General features: G+C 62.4%; 16 protein-coding genes. 5 read left to right on the top strand and 11 right to left on the bottom strand.

Features of this window, described 5'->3' with window-relative positions; all coding sequences use genetic code 11:
* From HV670_RS25095 to hutH, 9 genes are all read right to left on the bottom strand, one after another.
* Positions 1 to 695, bottom strand: a 695-nt coding sequence (locus tag HV670_RS25095) for a filamentous hemagglutinin N-terminal domain-containing protein (protein ID WP_246257928.1), incomplete at its 3' end; no start/stop codon positions are given.
* A 107-nt stretch (positions 696 to 802) separates the two neighbouring features.
* Positions 803 to 2,248: a ShlB/FhaC/HecB family hemolysin secretion/activation protein gene (locus tag HV670_RS25090; protein ID WP_246257926.1), complete on the bottom strand. Its 1,446-nt coding sequence runs from the start codon at positions 2,246 to 2,248 to the stop codon at positions 803 to 805.
* A complete protein-coding gene (locus tag HV670_RS31290) occupies positions 2,241 to 2,657 on the bottom strand; it encodes a hypothetical protein (RefSeq protein ID WP_246257924.1) in 417 nt (138 codons plus the stop codon). The genes HV670_RS25090 and HV670_RS31290 overlap by 8 nt, the downstream gene beginning before the upstream one ends.
* A 346-nt stretch (positions 2,658 to 3,003) precedes the next feature.
* A complete protein-coding gene (locus tag HV670_RS25085; RefSeq protein ID WP_175107701.1) occupies positions 3,004 to 4,449 on the bottom strand; it encodes a formimidoylglutamate deiminase in 1,446 nt (481 codons plus the stop codon).
* A gap of 141 nt (positions 4,450 to 4,590) precedes the next feature.
* On the bottom strand, positions 4,591 to 5,805 hold the full coding sequence (hutI, locus tag HV670_RS25080; RefSeq protein ID WP_175107700.1) for an imidazolonepropionase: 1,215 nt from the start codon (positions 5,803 to 5,805) through the stop codon (positions 4,591 to 4,593).
* A gap of 93 nt (positions 5,806 to 5,898) precedes the next feature.
* Positions 5,899 to 6,504, bottom strand: a complete 606-nt coding sequence (locus HV670_RS25075; protein ID WP_175107708.1) for a HutD/Ves family protein — start codon at positions 6,502 to 6,504, stop codon at positions 5,899 to 5,901.
* Between the two features lie 2 nt (positions 6,505 to 6,506).
* The gene (gene hutU, locus HV670_RS25070; protein WP_175107699.1) at positions 6,507 to 8,195 is read right to left on the bottom strand and encodes a urocanate hydratase; all 1,689 of its coding nucleotides are present in this window, start codon (positions 8,193 to 8,195) and stop codon (positions 6,507 to 6,509) included.
* Between the two features lie 94 nt (positions 8,196 to 8,289).
* Complete coding sequence (gene hutC / locus HV670_RS25065; protein WP_175107698.1) at positions 8,290 to 8,985, bottom strand: histidine utilization transcriptional repressor HutC; 696 nt, start codon at positions 8,983 to 8,985, stop codon at positions 8,290 to 8,292.
* Positions 8,986 to 8,991: 6 nt separating this feature from the next.
* Positions 8,992 to 10,533 (bottom strand): histidine ammonia-lyase, encoded by a 1,542-nt coding sequence (gene hutH / locus HV670_RS25060; RefSeq protein WP_175107697.1) that lies wholly within the window; start codon positions 10,531 to 10,533, stop codon positions 8,992 to 8,994.
* A gap of 192 nt (positions 10,534 to 10,725) precedes the next feature.
* Here hutH and HV670_RS25055 point away from each other — a divergent pair, with 192 nt between their 5' ends.
* Together HV670_RS25055 and HV670_RS25050 are read left to right on the top strand one after the other, a co-directional pair.
* Complete coding sequence (locus HV670_RS25055) at positions 10,726 to 11,151, top strand: CopG family transcriptional regulator (RefSeq protein WP_175107696.1); 426 nt, start codon at positions 10,726 to 10,728, stop codon at positions 11,149 to 11,151.
* Positions 11,152 to 11,185: 34 nt separating this feature from the next.
* On the top strand, positions 11,186 to 12,319 hold the full coding sequence (locus HV670_RS25050) for an extracellular catalytic domain type 1 short-chain-length polyhydroxyalkanoate depolymerase (protein ID WP_175107695.1): 1,134 nt from the start codon (positions 11,186 to 11,188) through the stop codon (positions 12,317 to 12,319).
* A 103-nt stretch (positions 12,320 to 12,422) separates the two neighbouring features.
* Here the strand turns inward: HV670_RS25050 and HV670_RS25045 are convergent, their stop codons facing one another.
* Positions 12,423 to 13,178: an alpha/beta fold hydrolase gene (locus tag HV670_RS25045; RefSeq protein ID WP_175107707.1), complete on the bottom strand. Its 756-nt coding sequence runs from the start codon at positions 13,176 to 13,178 to the stop codon at positions 12,423 to 12,425.
* Between HV670_RS25045 and HV670_RS32075 the strand changes: the two genes are divergently transcribed.
* The 3 genes from HV670_RS32075 (at position 13,071) to mctP (ending at position 15,427) form a co-directional block, all read left to right on the top strand.
* Positions 13,071 to 13,463, top strand: a complete 393-nt coding sequence (locus HV670_RS32075; RefSeq protein ID WP_343054498.1) for a dihydrodipicolinate synthase family protein — start codon at positions 13,071 to 13,073, stop codon at positions 13,461 to 13,463. The genes HV670_RS25045 and HV670_RS32075 overlap by 108 nt on opposite strands.
* Before the next feature lie 282 nt (positions 13,464 to 13,745).
* Positions 13,746 to 13,946, top strand: a complete 201-nt coding sequence (locus HV670_RS25035; RefSeq protein ID WP_175107694.1) for a DUF3311 domain-containing protein — start codon at positions 13,746 to 13,748, stop codon at positions 13,944 to 13,946.
* A gap of 8 nt (positions 13,947 to 13,954) precedes the next feature.
* On the top strand, positions 13,955 to 15,427 hold the full coding sequence (gene mctP / locus HV670_RS25030; RefSeq protein ID WP_175107706.1) for a monocarboxylate uptake permease MctP: 1,473 nt from the start codon (positions 13,955 to 13,957) through the stop codon (positions 15,425 to 15,427).
* A 197-nt stretch (positions 15,428 to 15,624) separates the two neighbouring features.
* Here mctP and HV670_RS25025 read toward each other — a convergent pair whose 3' ends face one another.
* Complete coding sequence (locus tag HV670_RS25025) at positions 15,625 to 16,641, bottom strand: LLM class flavin-dependent oxidoreductase (RefSeq protein ID WP_175107693.1); 1,017 nt, start codon at positions 16,639 to 16,641, stop codon at positions 15,625 to 15,627.
* Positions 16,642 to 16,861: the final 220 nt, after the last annotated feature.

Genomic DNA, 16,861 nt, shown 5'->3' with positions numbered 1-16,861 from the left:
TCGTAGCGAACGTGGTTGTGACCCGCGACGACATTGAGCGCCTTGTTCGCCCAAACCTGCCCATTGAGCGCTACGCTACGAGCGATCAGGTCGACCTGATCAATGCCGCTCGCATTCAGCCCGTTCGATCCGATCTGGATCTGGCCTCCCGTCACGTGAAACGCATCGAGGCTTCCCGTTCCGCCAAAGACGGGCGTGCCGGTCGCCAACACGCCGCGATTCGTGTTGATGAAGCCGCAACCATTGCAAAAAATGCCCGCCGGATTCGCGATGATCACATCGGCGCGTTGACCCGCAACCTCGGTGTAACCGAGCAATTGACTCGGGCTGCCGCCAACGACCTGGTTGACGATGACCCGCGCGCCACTACCGGCGAGAGACGGGTTCGCGCCGACCAGTCCGGCCTGTTGAGTTTGCACATGGCCGGTCGCATTGTTGAGAATCAGACCCTTGCTGCCGACGTTGTACTGCGTGAAGTTGTTGTTCGATACGCCCGCGCCGTTCGGCGTCGAAATCTGGACGAGCGGCGTGCCGTTGGCCGTCACGCCGACGACCGGCTTGCTGTTTCCCGAAGGCGCAGCCACGACTTGCGCATCGACCGCGACGGGCAGCATGCCCAGCATGCAGAGCGCGGCGAACGCAACCGGGCGCATGGCGAGCAGGTCGATCCGCGACAGCGCAGCGGCAGATGACAAACGGACGCCTCCCCGTGATGTCCCTGTTGCCCGGCCCACCGCGGTTTCTTGCACCGCCATCCAGAGGCCACGCGCAGCATTGAAAATGACGCGATAGAGGTCCTGGTTCATAGGGGCAGATTCACGCTGAAGCCGGCGACCGGCCAATGATTCGGAAAGCCGGTCGGCTGATACAGCGGCCCACCGATAAAGACGTCGTAATTGACGGACTTGAGAAAGTTGCCGCGCAGGCCGATGACGGCGCCCGCCAGGCGTCGGCCGAGCAGATTGCCCGCAGCCGGCCCGAACACTTCGCCGCCGTCGAGACCAAGGTAGAGCGCCTGCCCTGTCTGTGCGATCGGCATTTCGAGATCGTTGCGCAGGAACACGCCCTTCTCGGCGGAGAGCATCGTATTGCCGTCGAAGCCGCGCACCGTGTAGCGGCTGCCGATCGAAAAGTATTCGGTCGGATAGAGCACGCTCGGCGAGTTTTGCGCGCGCACCGTTGTCGTAAAGCGCAGCGGTACGTTGCCAAGCGAGAACGGCACTCTCAGCGTCGCATCGAGCGCGGTAATCTGGTAGTAGAAGGTCGGTGTTCCGATCGCCACGCCTGGCAGATCATTCTGCGCGCCGAACCATGGCACGCCCCAGCGGTATGCGAGGGTGCTGTCGAACTGCGCCGGGCCGAAGTAATGCTTGTGCGACCAACCGATTTCGGCATACGTGTTGTCGCGATGCTGGACACCGAGCTCGGTACCGTCGAGATACGCTTCGCTGAAGTACTTGCCGACACGGAACGACAGCGTGTTCTTCTGGACCTGGTTGCGATAGAACAGGTACTCGGCCTTCACGTCGAAGGTCCTGGAGTCGCCGCTCGATACGATCGTTGAATACGCACCCGCGATCTGCTGGTAGTAGTGGTATTGGCTCGCCGTCGCAGCGAACGTCCAGTCGCCCCAAGGAATGGAGTAGTACGCGCTCGCGCCATGCGTGCCGTACTTGTCGGAGTGGCCGTTCAGATCGTGGCTATAGCCGGCGTTGAGGATGTCCGACAGGCCAAGCGGGTCATACAGCGAGAAATTCACCGATCCCTGGAGTTGCCCCGTCGATTTGAAGCCGCTGTCATCGGCGCTCAGTGCGAGCGACCAGGGCTTCGTGCGTTTGACCGAGATCACAATGTCGCTCTCGCCCCGCGACGGCCCAGGTACGATCTGCATGTCAACGTCCTGGTTCGGCACGCGCTTCATCTGCTCGAGTCCCTGCTCGATGCGGCGCAGGTTCAGCAGATCGCCCGCACGAGTCGGGAACGCGTTGCGCCAGGTGCCATACGTGGCCGGATCGGCGAATCGGATCGCGCTGATCACGCCCGGGATCAAGGACAGCTTGAGAATTCCGGTCGAAATATCCTGCGAGCTGATAACGACGCGCGTCGTGGAATAGCCCTTCTCGATGACGAGCGCGAGCACGCGGCGCGCGATCAGGTTCAAGCCCTCGCGACCCACGCATTGGCCGCGGTAGCGATCGAGCTCGCGCTGGGCGAACATCAACTCACCCGGAAACAGCGGATCAGGCAACAGCGCTTGCGCCCCGGGCGGCTTCGACCGGCGCACTGAGTCCCGGCGGCACGTCGAGCACGAGGCGGGTAATCTTGAAGCAGGGGGTTTCGACCGGCACTTTGCCGTCGTCTTCCTCCTTCGCCTGCTTCGACTGCAGCGTGACGTTGGGAGCCTGGAGCGCCTGGGCGCGCTGGATCGCCTGCTCCTGCGCGCGACGTCGCTGTTCCTGCTCACCGAGTGAATCGTTCGATTGCGCGTGAGCGCTGAGGAAATGGGATGCCGTTAGAAGCCCGCCCAACCACGGAGTTGCGGCACGCGTCCAACGGAATGTCGCGCGTTGTGACGAATCATCATCGCTGACTCGAATCGTCAGCGTGCGAGCTCTCTGCGGCCGGCGAGCGCCCCGATCGCGCAGCGTGAATCTCATATTGGTCTCTCGTCTCTATTTTTACGATATCGGAGTGGCGTGACACAACATCGTCAAGGCATGCTAATGGAAACGATCCTGGACACGCTGCGTGGGATATTTTCGAAGGTCTGCGCGGAAGTCGACGGCGAGGACGATGTGCACCTAGCGGACGGATTATCTGCCGAAGGTTTCCGTGTCCGGACGGGTGAACAGCCCGAACGGTGTGTCGAATCGGATGATTGGCAAGAGGAACTATCCGAGCGTCCGACGCAAGCGGGGGCGGCGGTGCACTCGTGTCAACCGGGACAGGATCTGTCCCGCGGCGAGTTCACACTATGAGACTAGGCTGCGGTAGCCTTGACGTTCATCTCAAAAGCTCGGCGAGCGCGATGCGATACCGCGCATAGGCCTGTTCCTCGTCGCGATGACATCGATTGTCGACGACTTTATCGCCACCTGCGTAGACGTCGCGGATAGGCGTTTCACCGTGTTCGCCGAACACGATGCCCGACAGCCACGATTCAGGTGTGTGCTCGGCAATCGCGGGATGCTCGGCGTCGAGCACCAGCCAGTCCGCGCGGCGGCCAGGCTCGAGCATGCCAACCGCGCGGCCCGTCGCGTTCGTACCGCCTTCGAGGGCTGCGCCGAACAAGCGATCGGCGACGTGGGCCGAATGCGAAAAAAGTCTTGAATCTTCCGGTCCCGTCGAATGTATCGAGTGCTCCGACGCCAGCACATTACGCTGCCGCCGCGACAAGCGCTGGCCATATTCGAGCAAGCGCAGTTCTGAACGCCAGTCGACGCCGATATGGCTGTCCGAGCCGATGCCGAAGCGGCCGCCGGCTGCGAGATAGTCATGCGCGGGAAAAATGCCATCGCCCAGATTGGCTTCCGTGGTCAGGCACAAGCCCACGACCGCCCCGCTTCTCGCGAGCGCGATCATTTCCTGCGCATCGACATGGGTCGCATGTACCAGGCACCAGCGGGAATCGACGTCGAAACGGTCGAGCAACCACTGCACCGGTCGTGCGCCCTCGACGTCGATGCACGTGTCAACCTCGGCGGTCTGCTCAGCGATATGAATATGAATCGGCGCATCAGCCGAAACGGTATCCAGCCCCTCGATCAACGCTCGCAACGAATCCGCCGACACGGCACGCAGTGAATGCGGCGCAATGCCATAGCGCAACGCAGGGTGTTCCGGATGTGCGGCACGCAGCGAAGCGAGCAGATCAAGCAGACTCTCGGGGGTGTTGATAAAACGCCGTTGATCGTCACGCGGTGGCTGTGAGCCGAAACCGCTGTACTGATAAAGAACCGGCAGCATCGTCATGCCGATGCCCGAACGTTGCGCCGAATCGACCACACGCGTTGCCAGCTCAGCGGGATTGGCATAACGGCTTCCATCGGGCGAATGATGGACGTAGTGGAACTCGCAGACGGATGTGTAACCGGCCTTGAGCATTTCGACATACAGCCACTCCGAGATGGCCGCCATTCCTTCGGGCGAGATGCGGGCCGCGAAGCGATACATGAGATCGCGCCAACTCCAGAAGTTGTCGGTGGCATTGGCACGGTATTCCGTGAGACCAGCCATCGCCCGCTGAAACGCGTGGGAATGCAGATTCGGCATCCCCGGCACGAGAGGACCCGCTGCGCGTGCGACGCCGGCGGGCGCGGATGTGTCCGCCGTCACGTCGACAAGCGTCCCTCGCTCATCCCACTGCAGCAACACGTCGCGACGCCAGCCATCCGGCAGCAAAGTGTACTCGGCGAACAGCGAATGACGTGCACCAACGGAGGAAGTCATATGTCGAAACCTTGACGGCACCCGAAGCAAAGTCGGGAACGAATCCGAAAAAAGACAACAAGCACCAGTCACAAACACCGACCGCTAACACCGGCTACAGGAACTCGCGGCAAGAGCAAGCTACAACCCCATCCGCAAGAACTACCCGCGTGTGTAAGCGACCTTGCCACCGCGAACAACCATCCGGCAAAGCGGCCGCCCAAGCCAGTAGACCAGTTCGGCCAGCGACGCGCACGACCACACGGCAAAATCGGCCTCGCGCCCGACGTCGAGCACCCCGTGCCGGTCGGCACGCCCCAGTGCCTGCGCCGCATGGACAGTCACGCCCTGCAGCACTTCAGGCACCGTCAGCCGGAACAGGGTGCTGCCCATATTCATGACGAGAAGCAGAGAGGTGACAGGTGAAGTCCCCGGATTGCTGTCCGTCGAAATCGCGATGGGGACCTGGTGTTTGCGCAGCAGATCGACAGGTGGCAACTGCGTCTCGCGAATAAAGTAGTACGCGCCGGGGAGCAGAACCGCCACCGTGCCTGCTGCTTTCATCGCCCGGACCCCGGCCTCGTCCAGAAACTCGAGATGATCGGCGGAAATCGCGCCATACCGGGCGGCGAGCGCCGTGCCTCCACTATTCGAAAGCTGCTCGGCGTGCATCTTTACGGGAAGGCCAAGTCGCGCCGCAGTGTTGAACACTTTTTCGCTCTGCGACAAGGAGAACCCGATCCGCTCGCAGAACACATCGACCGCATCGACGAGGCCCTCGTCGGCGAGCGCCGGAAGCATCCGCGTGCAGACTTCCTCGATGTAGTCGTCGGCGCGTCCCGCGAATTCCGGCGGCAAGGCATGCGCGCCGAGGAATGTGGTGTACACAGTGACCGGATACCGTTCACCGAGCAGCCGCGCGACCCGCAGCATTTTTCTTTCGTTGACGAGATCGAGTCCATAACCCGACTTGATCTCGATGGCGGTCACCCCTTCGGCGAGCAGGGGCTCAAGCCTTTCAATCGCCGCACGAAACAAGGTGTCCTCGTCAGCCACGCGCGTCGCCCGAACGGTCGAGACAATCCCGCCACCCTGCTGGGCGATGGCTTCGTAGCTGACGCCGGCGAGCCGCTGGGCGAACTCGTCTGCACGCTGCCCGCCATAGACCAGATGCGTGTGGCAATCGACCAGCCCCGGTGTCACCCACGCCCCGCCAAGACTTTCGCGATGCCAGTCTGCATGATCCCGAGGGAGATCGGCAAAGGTCCCGAGCCACACGATACGTCCATCTTCCACGGCGATGGCCGCGTCGGAAATCGTGTCATCGGGATCACCTGCGGTGCACAGCTTGAGGTCATGCCAGACGGTTGGCTTCATAGCTTGGTTACTTGTCACGTGTGAGTACGCATCACGCCCGACGCTTCGTTCTCGCCGCGTATCTCCGCGACTCCATTGCCTGCTTTGCTCTATCTAGATACTGCGCGAGTAACGAATGCTGACTACAAGCGCATGCCCTTCTCCGCCGACTACACAGCGCAATGCATCGGGTGAATCGACGCGCAGCGTATCGTCCACGGAAAGCCCGATCGCGTCGTCTTCGCCCACCGTCACCTCGATCGAACCCGCCGCACAAAACAGCAAGACGACATCAGCGCGAAGGGTACAGGTCGAAGAAGCGCCTCCGCGCACGACGGAAACCTCGCCGACGGCCGCGCCACGTCGCACCATCAGATTGAAATCGCGCGTTGCACCATCGACCAGCCGCGCGTCAATGGCAGCCTCGCCGGCGAAGCGTGCGATGTCCAGCGACTGCACCAGGGGCAATGTCGCGCCACCGGCTTCATTGAGCATCATGCCCGCACCGGCAAGCAGCACCAAAGTGCGATCGACACCGGCGAACACCGAAAACGCCCCGGACGAAGCCACCTCCGCAATACTCACGCGCCACACGAACGCATCGAGCGCGGCACCCGTCGGAAAGGCAGCGATCTCACGCGTGAGGCCACCACCGTTCTTCCAAGGCGCCGCCACGAGTTCAGCGCCGCGAATGAGTGCGACCCCCGCCCCCAGGGCCACGTTCAACGCCCAAGCATCGGCAGATTGAGCCCGACCTCGCGAGCCGTCTCCTGCGCGAGCTCATAACCGGCATCCGCATGCCGCATCACGCCCGTTGCCGGATCATTGAAGAGCACCCGCTCGATCCGGCGGGCCGCCGCATCCGTTCCATCACATACGATGACCACCCCGGCATGCTGCGAAAACCCCATGCCCACGCCACCGCCATGGTGCAGTGACACCCACGTCGCGCCGCCCGCGGTGTTGAGCAATGCATTGAGCAAAGGCCAGTCGCTGACCGCATCCGAACCGTCCTTCATCGATTCCGTCTCGCGGTTCGGGCTCGCCACCGATCCCGTATCGAGGTGATCGCGGCCAATCACGATCGGCGCCTTGAGCTCGCCGCGCTTGACCATCTCGTTGAACGCAAGCCCCAGACGATGGCGGTCCTTGACGCCGACCCAGCAGATCCGCGCGGGCAGGCCCTGGAACGCGATACGTTCACGCGCCATGTCGAGCCAGTTGTGCAGATGCGCGTCGTCGGGGATCAGTTCCTTGACCTTTGCGTCGGTCTTGTAGATATCCTCCGGATCGCCCGACAACGCGACCCAACGGAACGGCCCCTTCCCTTCGCAGAACAGCGGCCGGATATACGCCGGCACAAAGCCCGGGAAATCGAACGCGTTCTTCACACCCATATCGAGTGCCATCTGCCGGATGTTGTTGCCATAGTCCAGCGTCGCGGCGCCGCGCTCCTGGAGCGTCAGCATCGCCTGCACCTGCAGGGCCATCGACTCCTTTGCCGGCGTCACGATGCTTTGGGGATCGACCTTCTGGCGCTCGCGCCAGTCGGCCACGCTCCAGCCCCGCGGCAGATAGCCGTTGATCGGGTCATGCGCGCTGGTCTGGTCGGTCACGCAGTCAGGCGTGATGCCCCGGGCCACGCAATCGGCGAAGACGTCGACCGCATTGCCGACCAGGCCGATCGACACCGGCCGGCCCGCGCGCTTCGCTTCTTCGAGCATCGCGAGCGCTTCGTCGAGCGTTGCCGCCTTCTTGTCCACATAGCGGGTCTTGAGCCGGAAGTCGATGCGCGTCTCGTCGCATTCGACGGCGATCATCGAAAACCCTGCCATCGTCGCCGCGAGCGGCTGCGCGCCGCCCATTCCGCCGAGCCCGGCGGTCAGGATCCAGCGGCCTTTCGGGTCGCCGCCGAAGTGCTGGTTCGCCACCGAGAAAAACGTTTCGTAGGTGCCCTGCACGATCCCCTGACTGCCGATATAGATCCAGCTGCCGGCCGTCATCTGACCGTACATCATCAGACCTTTGCGATCGAGTTCGTGGAAGTGATCCCAGGTCGCCCAGTGCGGCACGAGGTTCGAATTCGCGATCAGCACGCGCGGTGCGTCCGCATGCGTGCGGAATACGCCGACCGGCTTGCCCGACTGGATCAGCAGCGTTTCATCGTCGTTCAGTTCCCTGAGCGAGGCGAGGATCTGGTCGAAGCAGTCCCAGTTGCGCGCGGCACGGCCGATGCCGCCATACACGACGAGCGCATGCGGATGCTCGGCGACTTCCGCGTCGAGATTGTTCTGAATCATCCGGTAGGCGGCTTCCGTGAGCCAGCTCTTGCAGTTGAGCGTGGCACCGCGCGGCGCGCGGATCGTGCGCGTCGGGTCGAGACGCGGGCCGAAGCTTTTCGGGTCGTTCATGGTGGCCTCTCAAAGACTGATGGCGCGGATTCGTGGGTCGACGATACTGTCGAAGGCAGGGACCGGCCCCGCCGGTCCTGTCAAAACACCGATTTCAAAAATGTCCCGTGAAGCGGTAACGGCTGCCGGGATGCCAGAGATTGGCCACCGAGGCGACCATGCTCTGCGACCACGTGCGCCGATGCAGCACGAGGCAGGGCTCAAGCGGATCCATCGCCAACAGGCCCCGTGTTTCATCATCGACTGCGGATGCTTCGATCCGGTATTCGACGCGCTGCAGCGGCGCAACACGCACGAGATACTGGTTCGGCGTAACGGCAGCGAAGTCCTGCAGCACGTATTCGGGCGCAACCGCGGGATTGACCCAGCGTGCTTCGAGCTGCACCGGTTCATCGTTCTCGAAGTGCAGCACGCGCGAATAAAAGACCGGATTGCCCGCACCGAGCTGCATTTCATCGGCCAGCGCTTCGTCGGCGATCGCCGCGCCGAGGTGCAGCACTTGTGCATGGTGCCGGTGTCCTCGTGAAGTGATTTCATCCGAGATGCTGCGAATCGCGACCAGCGTGGACTCGTACTTCGGCCGCGCCACGTAGGTACCGGCCCCCTGCACGCGCGTGAGCACCTGCTCCGAGGTCAGCTCGCGCAAGGCGCGGTTGACTGTCATGCGTGCAACCTTGAACTCGCGCGCGAGTTCGTTTTCCGAGGGCACCTGGTCGCCTTCGGCCCAGATGCCCGCATCGATACGCGAGAGAATGAAGTCCTTGATGCCCTGGTATGCCGGTGAATTCATGGCTTGTTACCGTTGTGAACACGGCTCGGATTGTTCGGAGGGGAACGAGAACGGACTGTGGGCCGCAATCGTGCCGCTCTGTACGAGATGCGTGCACGCGGCGATGTCCGGTGCGAAGTAGTGATCGAGTTCGTAGTGTGCGACGTCCGTGCGGATCGCCTCCATGACGCGCTGCAGGCGCGGGCTCGTCACGTGCGGCGCACGCAGGTCGACGCCCTGGGCCGCGGCTAGCAATTCGATCGACAGGATGTTAGCGGTGTTGTCCGCGATATCGCCGAGCTTGCGCGCCGCGAAGGTCGCCATCGACACGTGGTCTTCCTGGTTCGCGGAGGTCGGCAGCGAGTCGACCGATGCCGGATGGGCGAGCGTCTTGTTCTCGGACGCGAGCGCGGCAGCCGTGACATGCGCGATCATGAACCCCGAGTTCACGCCGCCATCGCGAACGAGAAACGGCGGCAGGCCCGACAGGGTCGTGTCGATCAGCAAGGCGATGCGGCGTTCGGCGAGCGCGCCGATCTCAGCGGCCGCAAGGGCGAGATTGTCGGCCGCGAACGCGACCGGCTCCGCGTGGAAGTTGCCGCCCGAGAGCACTTCACCGGTGTCCGGAAAGATCAGTGGATTGTCGGAGACCGCGTTCGCCTCGATCAGCAGGATGTTCGCCGCGTGCGTCATCTGGTCAAGACAGGCGCCCATCACCTGCGGCTGGCAGCGCAGGCTGTACGGGTCCTGCACCTTGTCGCAGTCGGCGTGCGAGACGTTGATGTTCGAGCCTTCCAGCAACGCGCGATACGCGGCGGCCGCATCAATCTGGCCTTGGTGGCCGCGTAGTGCCTGGATGCGCGCATCGAAGGGTTTGACCGAGCCCATGGCCGCATCCACCGACAAGGCGCCCGAAACGAGAGCGGTACGGAACAAGTCTTCGATCGCAAACATGTTGTAGAGCGCCAGCGCAGTCGACGCCTGGGTGCCGTTGAGCAAGGCCAGTCCTTCCTTTGCCTGCAATACCAGCGGCTTCAGACCCACCTCGCGCAAGCCCTCGGTGGCCTGCACCCGCTCGCCGCGAATGAAGACTTCGCCGATGCCAAGCAGCACTGCCGACATATGAGCAAGCGGGGCAAGATCGCCCGAGGCGCCAACCGAACCCTTGACGGGGATCACGGGCAGTACGTCCGCGTTGAACAGCGTAATGAGTGCATCCATGACTTCGCGGCGAATACCCGAGTGGCCGCGGCCGAGGCTCGACAACTTCAGTGCGAACAGCAAACGCACCACCGGGATGGACATCGGCTGGCCGACACCCACGGCATGAGACAGCACGAGGTTGCGCTGGAGCAGTTCGAGTTGATCGCGAGGAATATGCGTGCTCGCGAGCCGACCGAAACCCGTGTTGATGCCATAGGCCGGCTCGCCTTTGGCGGCGATGTCGGAGACGGTCTGGGCACCCGCATCGATCTGCGCAAAGCTCCCCGGGTCGAGTCGCAGCGTCACCTGCTCTCGCGCGATCCGGCGAAGTTGCGCAAGCGTCAAGCGACCCGGGGTCAAGGTCATCTGCATCATCATCACTTCCTGTCTATACAAGTGCTCAAGTGCTCTGAAGCTTAGTATCTTCGTCTTGTATATACAAGTGGAATTTTAAGCACCATACGGCCACTACTCCGCGAACTATTGCCGGACATTCCTCCTTGACTCCATCCAATGAGACGCCTATAACCATCTCATTGGATGGAAATTGGAGAGATCATGGCAACGTCGGTAGCTCACACCCTGTCGCGTCCGAAAGGCGGGGACACGGAGAAAATCACGATCAACCTGAGTCCGATCGACCTCGGCAACATCGATCTCCTGGTGCAGGAGGGCTTCTATTCGAACCGCGCGGACTTGATCCGGACGGCGATCCGCAACCAGATCACAGGCCATGCCACTGTCATTGCGCAGACCGTTGTGCGCCGCTCGCTCGTACTGGGTCTTCAGCACTTTTCGCGAAGCGATCTCGAAGCCACCCGAGCAGCAAACGAGCAACTGGAAATTCAGGCCCTCGGCCTGGTCAGCATCGCCCCGGACGTTTCTGCGGAACTCGCGCTTGCGACCATCGCGTCAGTTACCGTGCTGGGCGCCTTTCACGCCTCACCCGCGGTGAAGACGGCCCTCGCAGACCGGATCTTTTAGGTTTTGTCTTGGCACTTGAAAAGGAAATAGCACGATGGACACGAAGAGAAGCTTCATGCAGTCCATGCACGATGCGATGGATCGGTTGCGGACACAGGGTCCTTCCGAGGCGACGCGCGTCATCCAGCATGCGCTGAACGCCAGTGCGCAAGCACCCTGCGAGGTCGAGCGCGCCGACACGACGAATACGATTGACCTCGGAACCCGTGGCGAACTGCATCCCAGGCGTGACCCGTTCACTGCCCGGGCTCGGGTTGCACCGGACCCCGCGCAATATCAAGGGAATGCCGAGCCGACACGATTCCGCCGACACACATTCCGCGCCGCCGCCGGTCAGCGTGACTACAAGCTATACGTGCCGCAGACCTTCGACGCCAAGCCTCGGCCACTCGTCGTCATGCTGCATGGCTGTACGCAAGATGCCGACGATTTTGCGGGCGGCACCCGTATGAATGAAATTGCCGAACGCGAGGGCATCCTGGTCCTCTACCCCATTCAACCGCGAAGCGCCAATCAGTCGAAGTGCTGGAACTGGTTCAAGACCGCAGACCAGATTCGCGGCTGCGGTGAACCCTCGCTGATCGAGGGTATGACTCGCGAAGTCATGGATCGCCATGATGTCGACTCTGCTCGCGTCTATGTGGCGGGACTGTCGGCCGGTGGAGCGATGGCGGACATCATGGTTCACACGTATCCTGAGCTTTATGCTGCTGCGGGTGTGCATTCCGGATTGCCCCACGGGTGTGCTCGGGACCTGCCCTCTGCGCTTGCCGCCATGAAGGGGGGCACCGGATCGGCCCGTGATCATGCCGCTACGGCGTACGGAAATACTCCGGTTCGCCCGACTATCGTCTTCCACGGGGACAGGGATACGACGGTTCATCCATCCAATGCGACAACGCTGCTGGGCGCCTTCAAGCCGACGGATGCGCCGGTGATCGAATCTGTTCCGGGTTCGAATACACAACACGCCTGTACCGTGAGTTACCTGCGCGCGGCGAACGGCGTACAAGCGGAGCAGTGGATCATCCACGGTGCGGGGCACGCCTGGGGAGGCGGCAGCGCTCAAGGGTCCTATACCGACCCACGAGGGCCCGATGCGAGCGCTGAAATGGTGAGATTCTTTCTGGCACATCCACAGCCACGCGAGACGCCTCGCTACGGGTGAGCAGGTCTGCGCAGCGCCGCCAGGGCAGCGCTACGCATTATTATCCCAATCAGGCTTCTGCGACTTCGCACTCATGGCGCATCAGGCTCCTGCGATTCCGGTCTCATGGCGCTCCACGTTCCGAATCCTCCGGTGCCACTCCACTATGATTCGACCACTGCAGCCATTCCCGCAATATCGAACTCACGGCTTCAGGTCGCTCCATTGTCGTCATGTGGCCCGAGCCCTCGATGATTTCCAGTCTTGATCCTTTGACGAGATCCCTCATTTCCTCATGGCAAGCAAGCGGGCTCCAATGGTCTTCACGGCCGCAGGCGAGCAGCAGCGGGCACTTGATGCTTCGCAACAGACTGGTCGCATCAGGACGATTCAACAGCGCGCGAACCTGCGCTTCGCATTGCTCGACCGAACGCCTCTCGACCATGTCGAGCACCGCTTCCTTGAGCGCCGGCGATGCATTGTCGCCGATCATCAAACGCGACCACTCGACACCCATCTGCCGCATGCCGCTGCGACGCGCCAGCTGCAACAGCGTCATTCGCAGGCTTCGCTCCCGCTCCCCGGATTCGTCGGATGGCCGCGCCTGAAACCCGGTATCCAGAAGCGCAAGACGATCGACGCGCTCCGGTGCCTGGCGCACTATCTCAAGGGCGACACGGCCGCCCATTGAATGCCCCGCAACCGAAAAGCGTTCGGGCAGATCCATTGCCAGCACGGCGGTGGCCATCGCCTCGAGGGAATCTCGGTGTCCATGATCAGCAATCACCGAATGCGCGAACGGTTCAAGTGCCCGGACCTGTTCGGCCCAGACCACGGAATCGCACAGCCATCCAGGAATGAGTACGAGCGTCGGGCGCATCACGATACCCCCCTTCGTCAAGGCCATCACGCGGGACGAGGCAGGCGCACATCTTCGGCCCACGGACTTCGTCGCGATGATCGCGAGATACATGCCGGGCGTCTCGAGCGGGGACGCGCGCTGTTCCACGAACTCGCCCCCTTGATCCGTGCGCTGTCGTCGGAACCCAATCCCGCACCCGTGAAGTCGGCACTGTCGATACTCGAGCTGATCCATGACGAGTTGCGACCACCCATGACGCGCGCGAGCGCAACGCTGCAAACCACGATAGCGCAGCTTATGTGACCTTAGTAGCGCAGCTATGCGACTTTAGTAGCCCAGCCTATGGACCCTCATGGCACAGCCCATGCGCCTCGGATTTCGGGTTCGCATGCTGCGCTGCGACATATTCGCGGCGTCCTGCTCATCTTCTGCGAGATCGACACCAGGTGCAAATCTGAAAGAATTCAAACATAATTCGCACCGCGATCAGCCGCGCGATACAGCGGCACGTCCGCACCGGAGCAGACGGCCGTCTCGCGGCCGTTGTGCGCCGGAAGACCACTGCGAATACAGGTAAAAAGAACGATGCCGACGACCAACCAGGAGCGGCAGCCTCGCCTAGTGCGCTGGCTGTTGCTCGTTCCCTTTATCGCCCTGCTCTGGCTGCCCTTCTATAACGACGCGCAACCGGCCATCCTGGGCTTCCCCTTCTTCTACTGGTATCAGTTTCTCTGGGTGCCGTTGACTTCGATCCTGCTCTATATCGTCTACAGGAGCATCAAGTGACCGAAGCGATGCCTATCAATTCCGTTGCGATGACCGTGTTCATCGCCTTCTTCGTGCTCGTCACGGTCATCGGATTCTTCGCGGCCCGCTGGAAAGCCGGGGACCTCACGCAACTCAACGAATGGGGTCTCGGAGGACGGCAGTTCGGCGTGCTCATTTCGTGGTTCCTGGTCGGCGGCGACTTCTATACCGCCTACACGGTGATCGCGGTGCCCGCACTGGTGTACTCGGTCGGGGCGTATGGTTTTTTCGCACTGCCCTATACGATCATCGTCTACCCGTTCGTGTTCGCGGTCATGCCGAAACTGTGGAAGATCGCGCATGCGAAAAACCACATCACGGGTGCCGACTACGTGCAAGGCGAATACGGTGGCAAGTGGTTCCCGGCCGCGGTCGCGATCACCGGCATCGTCGCAACGATGCCCTATATCGCATTGCAGCTGGTCGGCATGCAGGTGGTGATCAAGAGCCTCGGCGTGTCGGGTGAATTGCCACTGATCGTCGCCTTCGTGATCCTCGCGCTCTATACGTACGCGAGCGGCCTGCGCGCACCGGCAATGATCGCGTTCGTCAAGGACATCATGATTTATATCGTCGTGATCGCGGCGATCGTCATCATTCCGGAAAAGCTCGGCGGCTATGCCCATGTGTTCGACTCGGCCGACAAGTTCTTCGCGGCCAAGGGCGGCGCCACGGGCATCATCCTCAAGCCGCAGCAATTCACGGCCTACGCATCGCTCGCACTCGGCTCCGCGCTCGCGGCATTCATGTACCCGCATACGATGACGGCCATTCTCGCCTCGGGTTCAGCGACAACGGTCCGCAAGAATGCAATCTTCCTGCCCGCCTATACCGTGCTGCTCGGCCTGATCGCGCTGCTCGGCTACATGGCAATCGCGGCCGGCGTCCAGGTACACGCGGCCAGCGACGTCGTGCCGGCGCTGTTCAACAAGATATTCCCGTCGTGGTTTGTCGGCTTCGCGGCCGCCGCCATTGCGATCAGTGCGCTGGTCCCCGCAGCGATCATGTCGATCGGCGCGGCCAACCTGTTCACGCGCAATCTCTGGCGTCCGCTCGTGAATCCGAACATCACGCCGACCCAGGAAGCCTCGAACGCGAAGCTGGTGTCGCTGGTCGTCAAGTTCGGCGCCCTGCTGTTCATCATCTTCCTGCCGACGCAGTATGCGATCGACCTGCAGTTGCTCGGCGGGGTCTGGATTCTGCAGATCCTTCCGGCGATCGTGTTCACGCTCTACACGCGACGCCTGTCGATGCCGGGGTTGTTTCTCGGCTGGCTGGTGGGGATCGTGATCGGCACATCGCTCGCGATCATCCAGGGGCTCAAGCCTGTGTATGCGCTGCACTTCGGCGCGTCGACCTTCCCGCTCTATATCGGCCTGATCGCACTCGCGGCCAACATCGTCGTCACCTTTGTGGTGTCGGCATTCGTGCCGCGGCGCGTGGCGGTACTCGCCGTATGATGGCGCGCGGCGCCGCATAGCGGTACACACCGATGACGGGGTGCAGCGCCGCGTAGCGTTCCTGTACGCGTCGCCGCATGTGCCCCGGTACGCCGGGGTACACATTCCTCAGGCGTCCCGTTGGCTGCCACCACGGTAAACAACAGCTCCTGCATCACAACAAGACGGCGCCGGTTTCGACCGGCGCCGTCTTGTTTTCAGAACGTGTTCTCGACCTTCGCGTCCGCGCTCAGCGAGTCGCGCACTTCCGCCGCGATTTCGAATGACCGCAGACGTGCCGCGTGGTCGTGAACCATCGATGTCAACATCAATTCGTCGGGTCGATGCCGTGCGATGAACTCGGCTGCCTGATCGCGCACGGACTGCTTCGAGCCGAGGAACGTGCACCGCAAAGCGCGGCCGATCGAGACGCCGTCGAGCTCGCTCCAGATCCCATCCATCGAATCGACGGGCGGCCGCAGCTTGCCCGGCGTGCCCCGGCGCAGCTGGTAGAACTGCTGCTGGATCGAGGTCATGAGGCGTTCGCCCTCTCGATCGGTATCAGCCGCGAATACATTGACGCCGAGCATCAGATGCGGCGCCGCGAGCTGTTGCGAAGGCACGAAATTGCCGCGGTACACCTCGATCGCGCGCTCCATGAAATCGGGCGCGAAGTGCGAGGCGAACGCGAACGGCAGACCGAGATCGGCTGCGAGCTTCGCGCTGAAAAGGCTCGAGCCGAGCAGCCAGAGCGGTACCTCGAGGCCACTGCCCGGCACGGCCTGCACGCCGGACACACCGCGCCCCGAAAAGTAGGCACGCAACTCGAGCACATCCTGCGGAAACGTATCGGCCGTGTCATACGAACTGCGGCGCAGGGCGCGCGCGGTATGACCGTCGGTCCCCGGTGCCCGGCCAAGCCCCAGGTCGATGCGTCCCGGATAGAGGGAGGCCAGCGTGCCGAACTGCTCCGCGACCACCAGCGGCGCATGGTTGGGCAACATGATGCCGCCCGAGCCGACCCGGATCGTCGAGGTACCGCCTGCAACGTGAGCGATGACGATCGACGTCGCGGCGCTCGCGATGCCGGGCATATTGTGGTGCTCGGCCAGCCAATAGCGGCCATACCCCCAGCGCTCGGCGTGCTGCGCGAGATCGAGTGTATTGCGAAACGCGTCGGTCGCTGTCGCGCCTTCGACGATCGAGGAAAGATCGAGTACTGAGAATGGAATCATCACGGTGACGGCTAAAGCCTGAGACGTTCAGGCGGCGAACCCGGCCATCCGACGATCGGGGTGTTGAAGGATCCGGACGCGGCAAACCCACGCCCCGACCTCCCCGAACGAAGGACACAGCCAAGTTGCTCGTCAGAATACTCTCACCCCGGATTTTGTTCCGAACCCTGCGGGCAGCAGGGCTTCTCGAGCTACTGATGGATGGCGTCGACGTGGCGGT

Source organism: Pararobbsia alpina (genome assembly GCF_902859895.1).
Lineage (GTDB): Bacteria > Pseudomonadota > Gammaproteobacteria > Burkholderiales > Burkholderiaceae > Pararobbsia > Pararobbsia alpina.
This window is presented reverse-complemented; position numbering and strand designations above follow the sequence as displayed.

Excerpts from the sequence above, each read along its gene's own strand:
- hutU (WP_175107699.1), bottom strand. The coding sequence starts at position 8,195 with ATGAACGACCCGAAAAGCTTCGGCCCGCGTCTCGACCCGACGCGCACG.
- HV670_RS25055 (WP_175107696.1), top strand. The coding sequence starts at position 10,726 with ATGGCAACGTCGGTAGCTCACACCCTGTCGCGTCCGAAAGGCGGGGAC.
- HV670_RS32075 (WP_343054498.1), top strand. The coding sequence starts at position 13,071 with ATGATCAGCAATCACCGAATGCGCGAACGGTTCAAGTGCCCGGACCTG.
- hutI (WP_175107700.1), bottom strand. The coding sequence starts at position 5,805 with ATGAAGCCAACCGTCTGGCATGACCTCAAGCTGTGCACCGCAGGTGAT.
- HV670_RS25045 (WP_175107707.1), bottom strand. The coding sequence starts at position 13,178 with ATGCGCCCGACGCTCGTACTCATTCCTGGATGGCTGTGCGATTCCGTG.
- HV670_RS25050 (WP_175107695.1), top strand. The coding sequence starts at position 11,186 with ATGGACACGAAGAGAAGCTTCATGCAGTCCATGCACGATGCGATGGAT.
- HV670_RS25085 (WP_175107701.1), bottom strand. The coding sequence starts at position 4,449 with ATGACTTCCTCCGTTGGTGCACGTCATTCGCTGTTCGCCGAGTACACT.
- hutC (WP_175107698.1), bottom strand. The coding sequence starts at position 8,985 with ATGAATTCACCGGCATACCAGGGCATCAAGGACTTCATTCTCTCGCGT.
- HV670_RS31290 (WP_246257924.1), bottom strand. The coding sequence starts at position 2,657 with ATGAGATTCACGCTGCGCGATCGGGGCGCTCGCCGGCCGCAGAGAGCT.
- HV670_RS25035 (WP_175107694.1), top strand. The coding sequence starts at position 13,746 with ATGCCGACGACCAACCAGGAGCGGCAGCCTCGCCTAGTGCGCTGGCTG.
- HV670_RS25025 (WP_175107693.1), bottom strand. The coding sequence starts at position 16,641 with ATGATTCCATTCTCAGTACTCGATCTTTCCTCGATCGTCGAAGGCGCG.
- mctP (WP_175107706.1), top strand. The coding sequence starts at position 13,955 with ATGCCTATCAATTCCGTTGCGATGACCGTGTTCATCGCCTTCTTCGTG.
- hutH (WP_175107697.1), bottom strand. The coding sequence starts at position 10,533 with ATGACCTTGACCCCGGGTCGCTTGACGCTTGCGCAACTTCGCCGGATC.